This is a genomic window from Martinezella lusitana, from assembly GCF_900094565.1.
GTDB classification, from domain to species: Bacteria; Pseudomonadota; Alphaproteobacteria; order Rhizobiales; family Rhizobiaceae; genus Rhizobium; species Rhizobium lusitanum.
Map to the genome: position 1 here is coordinate 146,146 of NZ_FMAF01000007.1, position 15,642 is coordinate 161,787.

The following is a 15,642-nucleotide window of genomic DNA, read 5'->3' on the forward strand; positions in this document are numbered from 1 at the left end:
ATTGGTCATCAACCATGTTCAATGATGCGAACGGAGGACAGCGGATGTTGGAATCTCGGGACGAATGGATCAAGAAACGCGCATACGCGATCTGGGAGGAGGAGGGCTATCCTTCCGGTCGCGATACCATGCATTGGGAACAGGCGAGCAACGAGCGCATCGCGCTCGAAAAAAGCGACGGCAAGGATGTCAAGATCAGCGCCAAATCCAAGGCGAAGCGCAAGCCGACGGTTGCCGTGGTTGCTGTTGCAAGTGAACCTGCGCCCAAGCCTGCCGCGAAATTGACATCGAAGAAGGCGGCGGTAGCCAAGGTATAGAGCAGGCGTGCTCTTCTCAAGAATGTGGCGGGGACAAAAGCGGCTCGATGCTCAGCATCGGGCCGTTTGCTTCTTAACGCTGCGGCGGCAGAAATATCTGCAGCAATTTCGGCAGTTTGCGTGCCGGCGCGAAACAGATGTCACACATCGGTGCTAACGAGCGAGGAGGGAGCCTCGCGATGTGCAATAGCTATATCCTTTATCTGAAAGTCGTCGTTTCGACGATCGTCGTGGCGCGCTGTCCTTTATCCTCAGCGGATCGTGCCGAGGTGATGCGATGACATCGCTGCTCGTTCTCGCCAGCCTCTATCTTTTGGCGGCACTCGTGCTGATCCTGATCATCGACCGCTCTGTCGGTGTCTTCTTCCCTGCCTCGGCCAAGCACCGCGCCGAGCCGCAGCATGGCCGTCGGGTACGGTTATCGCCGACGAGCCACGATTCCTCGGGTTAGACAACGGAACCTTTTCCGTGATGATGGGTTGGTTTTTCATCCGCAACGAGGAGAAGAACCATGCCACGAGGAGACAAATCCGCCTACACCGACAAGCAGAAGCGCAAGGCCGAGCATATCGAGGAAGGCTATGAAGATCGCGGCGTTTCCGCGGATGAGGCCGAGCGCCGCGCGTGGGCGACCGTGAACAAGGAAAGCGGTGGCGGCAAGAAATCCGGCTCGGGCCGGGGGCATCCTGAAAATCATGAATCGTCGGAAAAGGGCGGCAAGCTCGGCGGACGTGCGGCCGCGAAACGTCCGGCTGCGGAGCGTTCAGCATCCGCAAAGAAGGCGGCCGCAACCCGCAAACGCAACGAACAGCGCGCTCATTCTTAAAGAACCGGCATGCGGGGTTCGCTTTTCCATAGAGGCGCCCTTGAAGCCCTGCTGTCAAGGTCGTTGATAGGCGGTGCAAATGCCGCAGGGGCCGCCCTTCCGTTCCGTTGCGCCGATGCTAAATTCGGCATGGAGAGAGTCGAAGCTGGACCGGCCGGTCGGCCGGGAAGGCAGATCAGCCAAAGGGCCAGACTCCTGCACGAGCCGGTGTATCGATGGTCCCATGGGAGGGAAACCGCATGCCTTATGAGCTTTACTACTGGGACGGCATCCAGGGCCGCGGCGAATTCGTGCGGCTGGCGCTGGAAGAGGCTGGCGCCGATTATGTCGATATTTGCCGCGGTCCGGCAAGCAAGGGGCAGGGTACACGCGCCATGTTGGCTATTATGGGCAGCAAGTCCGAGCCTGGCATCCCGTTCGCGCCGCCGTTTTTGAAGGATGGCGATCTGATCATTTCCCATGTGGCGAACATCCTGATGTATCTCGGGCCGACACTTGGTCTTGCCCCCAGGGATGAAGCGCAGCGTCATGAGCTGAACTCTCTGCAACTGACGATCACCGATCTCGTCGCGGAAGTGCACGACACACATCACCCAATCGCCACCTCGAAATATTATGAGGAGCAGAAGGAAGAGGCCAAGGCTCGCTCGGCTGAGTTCATCGACAATCGCATCCCAAAATACCTTGGCTATTTCGAGCGCGTCCTGCAGCAGAACCCGCATGGGCCGGCGCATGTTTTCGGCAACGGGCTTACCTATGTCGATCTGTCGCTATTTCAGGTCTATGAGGGATTGCGTTACGCATTTCCGCGCGCCACCGCGCATCTGGCGGACCGCTATCCCCATCTTGCAGCTCTGCACGCCGCTGTCATGAAACGGCCGAATATTGCTCGCTATCTTCAATCCGACCGTCGTATTCCCTTCAACGAGGATGGCATCTTCCGGCACTATCCGGAGCTGGACAGGAGCGAGGCGTGAGCGAAGGAAGACTGCTGACGTTATTCTTTCCAGTCTGCTGGGGCATATGGGCATTGATCTGGTTTGTGGCATCGTTCGGTGTCAAGAAGGCGACGCGCCACGAGGATCCATGGTCGCGACTGTCGAATACCGCCCCGATCTGGATCTGCGCCTTTCTGCTGGTGGTGCCTTCATCCTGGCTCGGTCCCCTGTCGCTCCGGCTCGTCCCGCGAAATCTGACCTATTACGGCATCGGCGCGGTGCTAACCGTCATCGGGCTCGGCTTCGCCGTCTGGGCGCGCTATCACATCGGCCGTAACTGGAGCGGGGTGATCACGGTCAAGGAGGATCACGCGCTGATCCGCACCGGCCCCTACGCCATCGTCCGCCATCCGATCTATTCCGGCCTGATACTGGCCATCCTCGGCGCAGTGCTGGCTCGAGGCGATATTGCTGCGTTGCTCGCATTCGCCTTCATGCTCTATGCCGTTCTGCGCCGTGTCGGCATCGAGGAACGCTGGATGAGCGAGACCTTCGGTCGCGACTATGCCGACTACAAGGCCAGCACGCCGGCACTGATCCCCTTTGTCGTGTGATATTAGGTCTTCAGCGGTGAAGCGGCATCGAAGAAGTCGGCCCAAGGATCGCCGCTGGCCTTGCTCAGTCGCGAGGTCGCGTTCCTTACCGTAAAGGAGGCGGGTCCGATCTTATTGGTCAACTCTTCCCAGGCTAACGGCATCGAAATCGGTGCACCCCGCCTTGCGCGCGTCGAATAAGGTGCGACCGCGGTGTTGCCGCGGCCGTTGCGCAGGTAATCGATGAAGATGTGGCCGGTCCGCTTTGCCTTGCTGGCGACCGACAATATGCGTCAGGACTATCGGCGCTCATAGAATGCGCAATCGCCTCGGCTATATCCTTGACCTGCGGCCAGTCCGCCTTGGGCTTGAGGGAGGCAACCACATGCAGACCCTTGCCGCCCGAGGTCTTGATGAAGGAGGTAAGCCCCAGGGCAGAAAAACGCTCCCGTATTTCCTTCGCAGCCGTGATGACCTTGGCCCAAGCGACATCCTCGCCGGGATCGAGATCCATGATGATCATGTCGGGTTTTTCCCAATGATCGGTGGTGGTGCCCCAGGGGTGTATTTCCAGCGCCGCGGATTGGACGAGTGCCGCAAGGCCGTCGAAATCCGCGATCTTCAGGAGCTTGGCGCCGTCCTTGTCCTCGGGATCGGCGATTTCTTCGATATGCGGATTGATGCCTTTCCAGGCATGTTTCTGGAAGAAGCGCGGCCCGCTTATGCCATCCGGGCAGCGCAGCAGCGCCAGGGGACGATTGACGACGAAAGGCGCCATGCGCGGCCAGGCCAATGCGTAATAATCGACGAGATCCTGCTTGCTGACACCGTCGTCAGGCCAGTAGATCCGCTCGGGGTGGGTCAATTGAACGGAGGTTTCGATCCGGTTCTCAATGGGCGTCTTTGCCATTCGCATGCGCTCCATCTTCTTTCGGCGCGATCGCCGCGCCGAGCAAAGATTACCATTGCCCGGCGCAAAAAGTCGATCACCTCTAGCGCCTTACGGCATGAGCTGGCCGCCATTGACCTCGATGATCTGGCCGGTGATATAGCCGGACAGTGTCGGTGACGCGAGGAACAGATAGGCGCCGACGCAATCCTCCGGAGTGCCGACGAAGCCCATGGGAATGGTCTTGCGCTGCAATTCCATCTGCTCGTCATTGGTATAGCGCTCGTGGAACGGCGTTGCGATAACGCCCGGCGCGACCGCATTGACACGGATCTTGTCGTTGACGAATTCCTTGGCGTGACCGTGGGTAATGGTCGAGACGAAGCCCTTGGAGGCGGCATAAAGGATCGCGCCATTGCCGCCGCCGTTGCGGGCGGCGATCGACGTGGTGTTGATGACGAAGCCGCCTTGCTTCTTGAGGTGAGGGTGGGCGGCGCGGGTCGCGGCGAGTACCGAGCGGGCGTTCAAGTTCATCACACGCTCATAGTGCTCGTCGGTCATGGCCGAGGTCGGCAGTCGTCCGAGCATACCGCCTGCATTGTTCACCAACCCATCGAGGCCGCCAAGAGCTTCGGCGGCTTCATTGACGACGCGTTCCGTCTCGCCATCCTGCGAGACATCGCCCTGGATCAGATGCACCGTACCGCCGCTGGCCTTGATCTCGGCAGCCAGCCGTTCGGCCGGTTCGCGGCTGGCATTGAAGTGAAGGCCGACCTTCATGCCCTGCGCGGCGAAGGCGAGTGCAAGCGCTGCTCCGATACCAGTCGAGGCGCCGGTGATCAGCACACGCTTGCCGGCAAGATCGGGAATACGAATGGACGCAAGGGACTGCGCAAGTTCTGTCATGACGACTCCTCCTGAACATCAATCAATCATATGACGAAATCGGTCCTGTCTTAGCAGGCACAGGCGCGGCAAGGCAATCGAGGCGTGACCGACAAAAAGACGCGGCTTCGGGAAGGGCAGGCAGGCAATCCCGTTGAACGAAAACTTCTCCCATTGATTGCTTCGAGCGGTATTGCCGGTTGCAGCTCCTGAACTACGTTCCCATCGGATCGCTGCGATAGGAGCCTCGCCTTGGACAACCCTCCCGAATTGATCTCTCGCCGTCGTCTTTTCTCCGACCCTGAGCGACGTGTGGTTCGCATCAGCCCCGACGGGACGCACGTTGCCTTCCAGGCGCCCTTGGACGGCATACTGAACATATGGATCGCACCGCTCGACGATGTGGGCAACGCCAGGCCGGTGACTGAAGTCAGGGACAGAAATATTGCGGCATGGCATCTGTGGACGCATGACAACCGCTATGTCGTCTATGCCCGCGACCAAGCAGGCGACGAGAACTGGCAGATCTGGAGGGTTGATGTCGAGACGGGAGAATCCAGATACCTAACGCCAAGCCCAGGAGTGACTGCCTACATCCAACAGAGGTCGCTGCATTTTCCGGCTGAGCTGCTTATTGCCCATAACGAGCGCGACAAGCGCTATGTCGATCTCTATCGCGTCGATATAGCCAGTGGTGACGCTGCTCCTGTGCACCTCAATGAAGAGTTCGGCGGCTTTTTCACCGACGATCAATTCCATGTTCGGTTCGCAAGTCGCCAGACCGAAAATGGTGCGACCGAATATCTTCAAAGGAATGGGAAAGGAGTGTGGGAACGGTTCACGCTGATCGACGTTGAGGACGCCCTCACCACCCGACCGATTGAATACAGCAGCGATGGCCGCGAGCTCTATTGGCTGGACAGCCGCGGGCGTAATACAGCGGCGGTTGTCGCTCAGGATCTGCGCGGCGGACAATCACGCGTCCTCGCTGAAGACCAGCAATCCGATTATGTGTCCGTTGTGCTGGATCCAATCACTCGGCGCCCGCTGGCCGCCGCACGCCAGTTCGAGCGGATCGAGTGGCAGGCCCTCGATCCGGAATTCGAAGAGACTTTGGCGTTCCTCACGCAGGATTCTCGCGGGGACTTACTGTTTGCAGGCATGTCGCAGGACCGGAGACATATCCTCTACGCCTACCAGTACGACGATGCGCCGCTTGAATATTTCCACTACGACCACGTCGCAAAGCACAAACGGCGGCTGTTCGGCTCGGTACCGGCTCTCGAAAACGCGCCGCTGGTTCCGATGACGCCGTCGACCATCCGCTCGCGCGACGGGCTGGACTTGCATTGCTACCTTTCACTGCCGGATGGAGCGGAGGCCGGCGCAAAGCTGCCGATGGTGCTGCTGGTTCACGGTGGCCCCTGGGGCCGGGATGCCTGGGGCCTTTCTGCAAATCATCAATGGCTTGCCAATCGCGGCTACGCGGTTCTGAGCGTCAATTTCCGCGGTTCGACCGGATTCGGAAAGGCCTTCGTCAATGCCGCGAATCTCGAATGGGCCGGGAAAATGCATGACGACCTGATCGATGCGGTCGACTGGGCGATCGCCGAAGGCATTGCCGATCCTTCCAGAATTGCGATCATGGGTGGGAGCTACGGCGGATATGCCGCGCTTGTCGGGCTGACGTTCACGCCGGAGAAATTCGCCTGCGCCATCGACCTCGTCGGAATATCCAGCCTGGTCACTTTCATCAACACGATCCCAGAATATTGGAAGCCCTGGAAATCGCTGTGGAAGACCCGGATGGGAGATTTCGATACGCCCGAGGGCCTTCAGTTTCTAGAGGAACGCTCGCCACTCAACAGAGCGGACCGGATCGTGCGACCGCTCCTGATCGCTCAGGGAGCCAACGACGTTCGCGTCAAGGCATCGGAATCCGATCAGATCGTCGCCGCGATGCAGAAGCACGGCATTCCCGTTACTTACATTTCCTATCCCGACGAAGGTCACGGCCTCGGGCACGCGGAAAACCGCCGGTCCTTTGCCGCAGTCGCCGAGGCGTTTCTCGCTGCGCATCTGGGCGGTCGGTTCGAGCCCTTAGGTGATGCCTTCGAGGGCTCGTCTCTCGAGTTCAAGGCGGGTCGGGGCCTCATACCTGGTTTGCAAGATCAATAAGACCGCCGCCATGATGCGCACGGCCATGCGTGAACCTCGACAAGGATCGGGAAGAGGCCTCTGGCGTCGCCGTGTCACGGCGGATAAGGAAGATGGCAATGGAGTCGAGCGCCTGGCCCTCATTGATAATGAAGCGATGGCGACTGCGGCTTTCGACAACAGAGAGAGACCGAATATATCATGAGCAAGAACAAGCTGATCCGTTTCGATATCGCCGATAGTCAGGCCGGCGGCCAGCGGCGTCCTTTCGCCAAGGCCGTGCGTGCCGGGGATTTCGTCTATGTTTCGGGTCAGGTTCCGACCGTCAACGGCGAGGTCGTGGTCGGCAATATCGTCGCGCAGACCGAGCAGGTCATCGCCAATATCAAGGAAGTTCTTGCCCTGGCCGATTGCACCCTCGAGCATGTGGTGAAGGTCAATGCCTGGCTGGACGACGCACGCGATTTTTCCAGTTTCAATGCGGTCTTCCAGAAGCATTTCATCGATCATCCGCCGGCGCGCTCGACGGTTCAGTCGCCGATGATGGTCGATGTAAAGGTCGAGATGGACGTCATCGCCTACAAGCCGCTCGACTGAACTGACGCTCCTTGATTATTTAGAAGCTCCGTTTTGAGGTGTCGCTTCCAAAGCGGAGCTGTCTTGCAGCGAAGGGATTGCGGTGCGCGCCTGCGGCGCCGCGATCCGTATTTTAGAGCGGTTACGCGTTTCACGGAATCGCCTGACCGCTCTATGCTATTGTTTTTACGCAATTCCGGACGGAAAACCGCTACGCACTTTTCCTGGAATTGCTCTAGCCACTCGTCCCGGCGGCGCTGCGGCCATTTCTCTGCGGACAACATCTGTTCCCGGGCGTTTCCCTGTTGAACAAGAGTCCAAACCGGCCAGCGCCCCGTTATCGGCATATGACCGGAGTGAGCCGGACAGCCCGCCAGTCTCTCCATAATTTCGATTGTGACAGATCGCCGCTCAGTCAGCAGCGGCTGCGCGTGATTGCTCACGCCAATGCTTGTTGATTTCCAATCAGCGGATTGACGTGTGCGCAAACTCAAGATTAAATCAATTTGATTGACTACTCGAAATAAACGAGAGGGAACTAAAAATGGGAATGAAGAAAAGCAGATTGCGTAATCTTTTGCACCGGGCTCCATGGCTTGCGACGGCGGCATTGGGCGCCACGCTGGCATTCGGTTCGGGTGTCGCCTCGGCCGCCGAATCAGTGCTGACGATGCACATTGAGGAGCAGACCAGCTGGGTCAGTAACTTCAATCCCTTCGATCTGGCCGGTCGCCGCCAGAGCACGATGGATTTCATCTATGAGCCGCTGGTCATCTTCAACGCCAATGACGGCGGCAAGCCGGTCTGGCGTCTGGCGACGAGCTACAAGTTCTCCGATGATCTGATGTCGATCACCTATGAGCTGCGTCCCGGCGTGAAGTGGTCGGATGGCCAGCCGCTGACCTCGGCCGACGTGAAATACACGATCGACCTGATGCTGAAGAACCCGGCTGTCGACACCGTCGGCGTTGGCCAGACTGTCGCTTCCGTCGAGACGCCTTCGCCGACCCAGGTAAAGATCAACCTCAAGGCCGTGAATTCGGAATTCCCCGAATCCCTGGCCGACCTTGCCGTCGTGCCGGAGCATATCTGGAAGAACATTGCCGATCCGGTCGCCTACAAGAATGAGAAGCCCATCGGGTCCGGGCCGATGACGGAGGTTCGCCGCTTTACTCCGCAGGTCTATGAGCAGTGCCGCAATCCGAATTATTGGGATGCGGCGTCGCTGCATGTCGATTGCCTGCGCCTGCCGCAGATCTCGGGCAACGACCAGATGTTGGCGCTGCTGCCGGAAGGCACGGTCGACTGGATCGGTTCTTTCCTGCCGCAGATAGACAAGACCTTCGTGGCACTTGATCCGCAGCATAACGGTTACTGGCAGCCGCCGGCGGAAACCGTCGCCTTCCAGATGAACTTCAAGTCCACGAATGTCGGCAATCTGGAGGCCTTCAAGGACCTGAACTTCCGTCACGCTTTCAGCCTGGCGATGGACCGCACGTCGATGGTCGATATTGCCGGCTTCGGCTATCCGGTCGTCAACCTGCATGCGAGCGGTCTGCCACCGCGTTTCGAATCCTGGCGCAACAAGGCTGCCGAAGGCGACAAGGATGCCTTCATGGGCTTCGACACCGACAAGGCGAACAAGATTCTCGATGACGCCGGTTACAAGAAGGGCGCCGACGGCTTCCGCACCACGCCAAGCGGCAAGCCGATCGCTTTCCCTGTCATCGTGCCGAATGGCTGGACGGATTGGATCGACGCCGTGCAGATCGCCGTTGAAGGGCTGCGGGCCATCGGCATCAATGCCTCGGTCGCCACGCCTGAATACGAGCAGTGGCGCAAGCAGCTTCTCGACGGCAGCTTCGATGTCGTCATGAACTCGCGCGCCGACAGCGCCACACCGTTCCAGGGCTATTACCAGAGCCTGTCGACGGACTATGCCGGTAAGCTCACCGTCGCCGCACCGCGCTACTCCAACCCGAAGCTCGACGCGCTCTTCGATCAGTATCGGAAGTCGTCCTCCGATGACGATCACAAGAAGATCTTCAACGATATCCAGGTTCTGATCGCCGATGACTTCCCGGTCGTGCCGGTCTTCAACGGACCGACCTGGTACCAGTATTCCAGCAAGCGGTTTACGGGCTGGGTCACCGACAAGGATCCGGTCATGAACCCGGAAAATCACGACAACAACCGCATGCGCCTCATGCATCTCTTGCGTCTGAAGCCGGTCCAATAAGACCTAAGCAAGGGAAGCGGACATGCGTATTTCCAGCCGACGCCTGGGCGTCTATGCGGTGGCTTTGGCCTTCGCGATCGTCGTGAACTTCATTCTTCCCCGGCTCATGCCGGGGAGTCCCGTCGACGCCATGGTGGCCCAGCTCGGGCCGCGGGCAACGCCCGCCGCCGTCGAGGCAATCAAGGCGCGCTTCGGCGAGATCGATCAGCCGATCATGATGCAGTTCGTCGATTATCTCAAAGGCCTCGCGACGCTCGATCTTGGCGTTTCGGTCAAATACTATCCGCAGACCGTGGTGCAGGTGTTGAGCCGTGCCACGCTCTGGACGATCTTCCTGGTGGTGACGGCGATCATCTTTTCGCTGTGCGTCGGCGTCGTGCTCGGGGCGATCTCGGCCTGGCGCCGCGGCGGGCGGTTCGACACTGTCGTATCGCCTCTCGCCGTGATCATGTTCTCGATACCGCCCGTGATCATCGCCCTGACGATCCTCTTCGTCTTTGCGGTATCGCTGCGCTGGTTCCCCGTGGGGTACGCCTATGATCCCAATCTCGATCCGGGCTTCAACTTCACATTCGCCGGCAGCGTCTTCATGCATGCCATCCTGCCGGTCCTGACGCTCTCGCCATTCCTCATCGGCGAATTCCAGACGACCATGCGCTCCTCCATGATCGTTATACTGGGGGAGGACTATGTGACCATGGGGCGGGCGAAAGGGCTCAGCAATCTCGCAGTCATGTTCAGCTATGGCGCCCGCAACGCCCTTCTGCCCGTATTGACCAACCTGGCGCTGATGCTCGGTGCGGTCTTTGGCGGCTCGATCGTCACGGAGATCGTTTTCAATTATCCGGGCCTTGGCCTGACGCTGTTCACCGCCAGCGTGGCCCGCGATTATCCCGTCATTCAGGGCCAGTTGCTTCTGATGACAATGGCGACCCTCGCAGCGAACTTCCTGGTCGACATCATCTACGGCCTGGTCGATCCGAGATTGAGGGAGGGGACGTAATGGGCTTCGCGTTGAAATCAATCTTCAGCCAGAAGAAGGCCCTCTTTGGCTTCGTCATCATTGCCGTCTTGTGCCTGATGGCCATTTTTGCGCCGGTCATCGCGCCGGGCGAGCCTGGTGCACGCGTCGGCCGTTCGCATCAGGCGCCATCGGTCGAGCATGTCTTCGGCACCACCAAGATGGGTCGCGACGTCTACCGGCAGTTCGTCTGGGGTGCCAGGAGCTCGCTTTCGGTGGGCTTTGCGACCGGCATCGCCATTACCGTGATCGGGACTGCCATCGGGCTTATCGCCGGCTACGCCGGCGGCAAGACGGACGCGGTGCTCGATCTCGCGACCAACGCCGTGCTCGTCATACCCAATATGCCGTTGCTCATCCTGCTTGCCTCCTTTGCAGGCACGGTCGGGCCGATGACGATCATGACGATCATCGCCTTGACCTCATGGCCCTGGGGTGCGCGGATGACGAGGTCGCAGACGATGGCGCTGCGCAATCGCGATTTCGTCACTGCCGCCAAGATGATCGGCGAGCCGGCCTGGCGCATTATCTTCGTTGAAATCCTGCCCAATCTGACGCCGCTGATCGGCATCAACCTCGTCGGCAGCATCATCTATGCCATCGTTGCGCAGACGACGCTCGAATATCTCGGCTTCGGCGATCCGCTGAAGGTCACGTGGGGCACTATGCTCTACAATGCCCAGAATGCCTCGGCGATCATGGTTGGCGCATGGTGGGATATCGCCGTTCCCGCCGCCGGTATTGCGCTCACGGGCCTCGGCTTAGCGCTGATCAACTTCACCTTCGACGAAATCGCCAATCCGCAATTGCGCTCAGGCCCGGCATTGACCCGGTGGTTCCGCCTGACCCGAGCCCGCAACCGCATGATGAGGGCTGGCCAATGAGCGACAATCTGCTGGAAATTGAAAACCTCAATATCGACTATCTGGTCGACAAGGGTGACTTCCGGGCGGTGAAGAATGTTTCCTTCAACATCGGCCGCGGCGAGATTTTCGGTCTCGCAGGCGAATCCGGTTGCGGCAAGAGCACCATCGCCTATGCCATAACCAGGCTTTCCAAGGCGCCGGCCTGGGTCAGCGGTGGAAGTATCCGCCTGGATGGGCAGGATCTGCTGCGGATGCCGGAGATCGACCTGCAGAAGATCCGCTGGAAGCGGATCGGCATGGTCTTCCAGAGCGCCATGAACTCGCTCAACCCGCTGATGCGGGTAGAAGCACAGTTTCATGATGTCCTGCACCGCCATACTGGCTGCTCCCGTCAGGAATCCCGCGCCCGCGCCGAGGAAATGTTCAAGCTGGTCGGCATTCCCGCGCATCGCGTCGGCGATTATCCACATCAGTTTTCCGGAGGCATGCGCCAGCGCATCGTCATCGCCATATGCCTGGCGCTCAGACCCGAACTCATCATCATGGACGAGCCGACGACCGCACTCGATGTCGTCGTTCAGCGCGAAATTCTCGAGCAGGTCCTCGACCTCCAGCAGACCTATGGTTTCTCGGTGCTGTTCATCACCCACGATCTGCATCTGATGGCCCAGCTTTGCGGGCGCATCGGCGTCATGCTGAAGGGTGAGCTCGTCGAGGTCGGTGACGTCACGCAGGTCAGCCAGGCGCCCGCTCATGACTACACGCGCAAGCTCTGGAACGCCATTCCGCAGCTTCCAGGCAACGTCCACCTTTCGGGAGCTTTGGTATGAAACCGCAGACACAGGCATCGATTGCCGAACCCGTCATCCAGCTCGAGAACATTCAGCGCGATTTCGGTCCCGTGCAGGCGCTCAAGAGCGTATCCTTCTCGTTGTTTGCGGGGCGTGCATTGGCTCTGGTCGGTGAATCCGGTTGCGGCAAGACTACCTGCGCCCGGATCATCGCGCGGCTCGACAGGCCGACCGGCGGCAAGCTTTTCTTTCGGGGACAGGATCGCACCGCGCGCGGCTCCGGCAACGACGAGCGGCCGTACCGCAAGGATGTCCAGATGGTCTTCCAGGACCCGTTCTCCTCGCTCAACCCGGCCTTTACCGTCAATCATCATCTGTCGCGGCCGCTGCAACTGCACGGGCAGGACAAGCCGAAAGCCGGGCGCGGCGAAGACATAATGCGGCTTCTGGAAAGTGTCGGCCTCGATCCGGCGCTGACGCGACAGAAGTTTCCGCATGAGCTATCGGGTGGTCAGCGCCAGCGCGTCAATATCGCCCGCGCGCTGGCTGTTTCGCCGAGCATTCTGGTGGCCGATGAGCCGACTTCGATGCTTGACGTCTCGATCCGCAAGGACATCCTGGAACTGCTGGCGCGTGTGAAGCGGGAGAACGACCTCGCCATGCTCTACATTACCCACGACATCGCCACGGCTGCCCATGTCGCCGAGGAGATCGTCGTGATGTTTGCCGGTCAGATGGTGGAATGGGGCGACACCGCTACGGTGCTCGCCGCTCCGAAGCATCCCTATACGCAGCTGCTGCTATCCGCGGTTCCGGACGGCGGCCGCCGGTTCGTGACCGGCGGCAGCGCCCGCTTCCTCGAGCAAGCGGAGAAAGTCCGCGCGCTCAGCCGGCCGATCTCGACCGTGGTCGAGCAGGTCGGCACCAATCATTTCATGCGTGCGCTAGCCACATCGAACTAGGGGGATTTCACCTTGGATTATCTGGTCAATCTATCGACCTTGCCGCCGGATACGCAGTCACCCGAGCGGATGACGCAAGCCGGCATCACCATCCGGCGTGCCCTGCCGCCGGAGCTGCGGCTGATCACCGGCTGGGTCGGTGACCATTTCAGCCAAGGTTGGGCGAGCGAGACGACCGTGGCGATGACGCGTCAGCCGCCGACCTGCTTCATTGCCACGCGCAATCAGGAGCTTGTCGGCTTTGCCTGCCACGAGGCGACGGCGCGCGGTTTCTTCGGCCCGACCGGCGTTGCGGAGGAGATGCGGGGTCTCGGCATCGGCCGGGCGCTGCTGTTTGCCTCCCTCACCGACATGAAGGCCATGGGTTATGCCTATGCTGTCATCGGCGATGTCGGTCCATCGGAGTTCTACGAGAAAGCGGTCGGCGCGATGCCGATCCCCAACTCCGCGCCCGGCATTTATGCCGGCATGCTCAAGCTTTGAACGATTTTAGATAAAGAGAGAATGTTCATGTCGATACCGCGATCCCTGGCTCTGCGGCTGGAAACAACCTGGAACCCGCCGGCCGACGGCAAGGAATTTTCCTATGTGTTGCGGCTCAAGAACCTTTCATCCGAGCAGCTTTCGGGCTTCTCGCTCTGCGTCAGCGGCCCCGGCCGCGTCGATCCGGCTGGTATCGTTGAAGGTGCCACGGTCTCCAAACGGCTGTCCAACTTCACCGAGTTCCAGCCGCCTGATGGTTTCGTACTGGCCGCCGGCGATACATGGACCATCACGGTCCGTGCGCTGAGCTGGCAGTTTCGCCACTGGAACGATGGGGCCAATAGCGCCTATCTCGCATTGCCCGATGGCACCACGGTTTCACTTGGTACGGAGCCGACGCGAACATCGTCAAGCAATGCGCCGTTGAAGCGCGGTGCGGAAATCTACCCGGTGCCGGCCAATCCGCCGGTGCCGCTGTCGATCATTCCCTGGCCGAACCGCGTTGCCGTTTCCTCCCGCCGCCCGCTGCCGGCAGGCTTTGCCTTGAAGGCTATTGCTCCGGAAGCGCAGGCTGCCGCTGCAAGTTTCACAGCTCTTGTCGAGCATCTCTTCTCGGCCGAAGGTCTCATCCGCTCCGAGGCGGAGGGGGCAGTGCCGGTGGACCTGCACCAGGTTGAAGGTCTCGGTGCTGAGGCCTACAGGCTGGCGTTCTCGCCGGAGGCCATCACGGTCGAAGCGAGTACACAGACCGGCTTCGTCTATGGTCTGGTCACTATCGGCCAGATCTGGCGCGGTGCGCGTCTGCATCCACAGGCATTTTATTTCCCGGCGGGTGGCGAGATCGTCGACGAGCCGGCCATGGGATGGCGCGGGCTGCATCTGGATGTCGCACGCCAATTCTATGGCACCGCCGAGATCAAGAAGCTGATGGCGGTGCTTGCCTGGAACAAGCTCAATCGCTTCCATTGGCATTTGTCGGATGACGAATCCTGGCGTGTCGAAATCGACGCTTATCCGGCATTGACCGAGATCGGAGCGTGGCGTGGTCACGGCCTGCCGCTGCCGCCGCTTCTCGGCTCCAGCCCGGCTCGCACCGGCGGTTACTATACCAAGGCAGCCGTGCGTGACATCGTCAGCTATGCTGGGGGTTTCGGCATCGAGGTCTTGCCCGAGATCGATATACCGGGCCATTGCTACGCCATGCTGCAGGCAATTCCCGAGCTTCGCGATCCCAATGAGGCTGGCAGCTATTATTCGGTTCAAGGTTTTCCGGATAACTGCATCAACCCGGCGCGCGAAAAGACCTATGAGGTGATCGAGACGATCCTCTCCGAACTGATCGAGCTCTTCCCGTTCAAGACGATCCATATCGGTGCCGACGAAGTGCCGCTGGGCGCCTGGTCCGGCTCGCCGGAGGCGCTGGCGCGGCTGCGCGAACTCGCTGGTGATGAAATTGCACAAGCACATGCCAAGCGATTGAACGTCATCACCAATACGCATGGAGCCGACGATATTCACGGCTCCGGCGCGGCCTTCCTGCAGGCGGAGTTCCTGGAGCGCATCCAGGCATTTCTGGCCTCAAAGGGCTGCGTGACGGGCGGTTGGGAAGAAGCTGCCCATGGCGACAGGATCGACAAGGACAAGAGCTATCTCTGCAGCTGGCGCAATGTCGAAGTCGCGGCCGAGCTTGCCGGTCGCGGATACGAGATCGTGGTTTGCCCGGGGCAGGTCTATTATCTCGACATGGCGATGCGCCCGGATTGGGACGAGCCCGGCGCAAGCTGGGCGGGCCATTCGGACCCGGAGAAACTCTACACCTTCGATCCCGTCGGTGGCTGGACGGACGCCCAGAAAGAAAAACTTCGAGGCATTCAGGCCTGCATCTGGTCGGAGTCGATGACGGATCGGGCCATCTTCGACCGGTTGGTCTTCCCGCGTCTCTCGGCGCTTGCCGAAACCGGCTGGACGAAACCATCGGCAAAATCCTGGGAGCGGTTCAAGGCGCTTGTCGGCACGATGCCGCTGCTATACGGCCTGTATCAATTCTGACAGCTTGATGCATGGCCCTCGGGCGCGGCACTTGTGCCGCGCCCGATTGC

15 protein-coding genes and 1 pseudogene are annotated in these 15,642 nt (G+C 60.1%); 14 read left to right on the top strand and 2 right to left on the bottom strand.

Annotated elements, in window-relative coordinates:
• The first annotated feature begins 44 nt into the window (after positions 1 to 44).
• The 5 genes from GA0061101_RS17105 (at position 45) to GA0061101_RS17120 (ending at position 2,695) form a co-directional block, all read left to right on the top strand.
• Entirely contained in the window at positions 45 to 317 is a 273-nt protein-coding gene (locus GA0061101_RS17105) for a DUF2934 domain-containing protein (protein ID WP_037192035.1), read from the top strand.
• Positions 318 to 594: 277 nt separating this feature from the next.
• Entirely contained in the window at positions 595 to 768 is a 174-nt protein-coding gene (locus GA0061101_RS39430; protein WP_167669566.1) for a hypothetical protein, read from the top strand.
• A 60-nt stretch (positions 769 to 828) separates the two neighbouring features.
• Positions 829 to 1,143 (top strand): hypothetical protein, encoded by a 315-nt coding sequence (locus tag GA0061101_RS17110; RefSeq protein WP_037191651.1) that lies wholly within the window; start codon positions 829 to 831, stop codon positions 1,141 to 1,143.
• Between the two features lie 239 nt (positions 1,144 to 1,382).
• Entirely contained in the window at positions 1,383 to 2,120 is a 738-nt protein-coding gene (locus tag GA0061101_RS17115; protein ID WP_037191650.1) for a glutathione S-transferase, read from the top strand.
• On the top strand, positions 2,117 to 2,695 hold the full coding sequence (locus GA0061101_RS17120) for a methyltransferase family protein (RefSeq protein WP_037191649.1): 579 nt from the start codon (positions 2,117 to 2,119) through the stop codon (positions 2,693 to 2,695). The genes GA0061101_RS17115 and GA0061101_RS17120 overlap by 4 nt, the downstream gene beginning before the upstream one ends.
• Before the next feature lie 2 nt (positions 2,696 to 2,697).
• On the opposite strand, the pseudogene ligD reads toward GA0061101_RS17120, so the two are convergent.
• Together ligD and GA0061101_RS17130 are read right to left on the bottom strand one after the other, a co-directional pair.
• Positions 2,698 to 3,584: pseudogene (gene ligD / locus GA0061101_RS17125) on the bottom strand (non-homologous end-joining DNA ligase).
• Positions 3,585 to 3,674: 90 nt separating this feature from the next.
• A complete protein-coding gene (locus GA0061101_RS17130; RefSeq protein ID WP_047555482.1) occupies positions 3,675 to 4,469 on the bottom strand; it encodes an SDR family NAD(P)-dependent oxidoreductase in 795 nt (264 codons plus the stop codon).
• A gap of 231 nt (positions 4,470 to 4,700) precedes the next feature.
• Here GA0061101_RS17130 and GA0061101_RS17135 point away from each other — a divergent pair, with 231 nt between their 5' ends.
• The 9 genes from GA0061101_RS17135 to GA0061101_RS17175 all read left to right on the top strand — a co-directional run bounded on the left by GA0061101_RS17135 (position 4,701) and on the right by GA0061101_RS17175 (position 15,592).
• Entirely contained in the window at positions 4,701 to 6,626 is a 1,926-nt protein-coding gene (locus GA0061101_RS17135) for a S9 family peptidase (RefSeq protein ID WP_037191636.1), read from the top strand.
• Positions 6,627 to 6,806: 180 nt separating this feature from the next.
• Complete coding sequence (locus GA0061101_RS17140; RefSeq protein ID WP_051963252.1) at positions 6,807 to 7,202, top strand: RidA family protein; 396 nt, start codon at positions 6,807 to 6,809, stop codon at positions 7,200 to 7,202.
• Positions 7,203 to 7,725: 523 nt separating this feature from the next.
• The gene (locus GA0061101_RS17145) at positions 7,726 to 9,420 is read left to right on the top strand and encodes an ABC transporter substrate-binding protein (protein ID WP_037191634.1); all 1,695 of its coding nucleotides are present in this window, start codon (positions 7,726 to 7,728) and stop codon (positions 9,418 to 9,420) included.
• A 22-nt stretch (positions 9,421 to 9,442) separates the two neighbouring features.
• Positions 9,443 to 10,423: an ABC transporter permease gene (locus GA0061101_RS17150; RefSeq protein ID WP_037191631.1), complete on the top strand. Its 981-nt coding sequence runs from the start codon at positions 9,443 to 9,445 to the stop codon at positions 10,421 to 10,423.
• Positions 10,423 to 11,325, top strand: a complete 903-nt coding sequence (locus GA0061101_RS17155) for an ABC transporter permease (protein WP_047555486.1) — start codon at positions 10,423 to 10,425, stop codon at positions 11,323 to 11,325. Before GA0061101_RS17150 ends, GA0061101_RS17155 begins: the two co-directional genes overlap by 1 nt.
• Positions 11,322 to 12,137 (top strand): ABC transporter ATP-binding protein, encoded by an 816-nt coding sequence (locus GA0061101_RS17160; RefSeq protein ID WP_037191624.1) that lies wholly within the window; start codon positions 11,322 to 11,324, stop codon positions 12,135 to 12,137. The genes GA0061101_RS17155 and GA0061101_RS17160 overlap by 4 nt, the downstream gene beginning before the upstream one ends.
• Positions 12,134 to 13,060, top strand: a complete 927-nt coding sequence (locus tag GA0061101_RS17165; RefSeq protein ID WP_037191621.1) for an ABC transporter ATP-binding protein — start codon at positions 12,134 to 12,136, stop codon at positions 13,058 to 13,060. The genes GA0061101_RS17160 and GA0061101_RS17165 overlap by 4 nt, the downstream gene beginning before the upstream one ends.
• A gap of 12 nt (positions 13,061 to 13,072) precedes the next feature.
• Positions 13,073 to 13,543 carry a GNAT family N-acetyltransferase gene (locus tag GA0061101_RS17170; RefSeq protein ID WP_037191618.1) on the top strand — a complete coding sequence of 157 codons (471 nt, stop codon included), beginning with the start codon at positions 13,073 to 13,075 and terminating at the stop codon, positions 13,541 to 13,543.
• Between the two features lie 27 nt (positions 13,544 to 13,570).
• Positions 13,571 to 15,592, top strand: coding sequence for a beta-N-acetylhexosaminidase (locus GA0061101_RS17175; protein ID WP_037191612.1), 2,022 nt, complete (start codon positions 13,571 to 13,573; stop codon positions 15,590 to 15,592).
• Positions 15,593 to 15,642: the final 50 nt, after the last annotated feature.

What these genes read in the sequence shown, in the direction of transcription:
- GA0061101_RS17150 (WP_037191631.1), top strand. Translation starts at nt 9,443, where the DNA reads ATGCGTATTTCCAGCCGACGCCTGGGCGTCTATGCGGTGGCTTTGGCC.
- GA0061101_RS17165 (WP_037191621.1), top strand. Translation starts at nt 12,134, where the DNA reads ATGAAACCGCAGACACAGGCATCGATTGCCGAACCCGTCATCCAGCTC.
- GA0061101_RS17155 (WP_047555486.1), top strand. Translation starts at nt 10,423, where the DNA reads ATGGGCTTCGCGTTGAAATCAATCTTCAGCCAGAAGAAGGCCCTCTTT.
- GA0061101_RS17140 (WP_051963252.1), top strand. Translation starts at nt 6,807, where the DNA reads ATGAGCAAGAACAAGCTGATCCGTTTCGATATCGCCGATAGTCAGGCC.
- GA0061101_RS17175 (WP_037191612.1), top strand. Translation starts at nt 13,571, where the DNA reads ATGTCGATACCGCGATCCCTGGCTCTGCGGCTGGAAACAACCTGGAAC.
- GA0061101_RS39430 (WP_167669566.1), top strand. Translation starts at nt 595, where the DNA reads ATGACATCGCTGCTCGTTCTCGCCAGCCTCTATCTTTTGGCGGCACTC.
- GA0061101_RS17145 (WP_037191634.1), top strand. Translation starts at nt 7,726, where the DNA reads ATGGGAATGAAGAAAAGCAGATTGCGTAATCTTTTGCACCGGGCTCCA.
- GA0061101_RS17130 (WP_047555482.1), bottom strand. Translation starts at nt 4,469, where the DNA reads ATGACAGAACTTGCGCAGTCCCTTGCGTCCATTCGTATTCCCGATCTT.
- GA0061101_RS17110 (WP_037191651.1), top strand. Translation starts at nt 829, where the DNA reads ATGCCACGAGGAGACAAATCCGCCTACACCGACAAGCAGAAGCGCAAG.
- GA0061101_RS17160 (WP_037191624.1), top strand. Translation starts at nt 11,322, where the DNA reads ATGAGCGACAATCTGCTGGAAATTGAAAACCTCAATATCGACTATCTG.
- GA0061101_RS17115 (WP_037191650.1), top strand. Translation starts at nt 1,383, where the DNA reads ATGCCTTATGAGCTTTACTACTGGGACGGCATCCAGGGCCGCGGCGAA.
- GA0061101_RS17105 (WP_037192035.1), top strand. Translation starts at nt 45, where the DNA reads ATGTTGGAATCTCGGGACGAATGGATCAAGAAACGCGCATACGCGATC.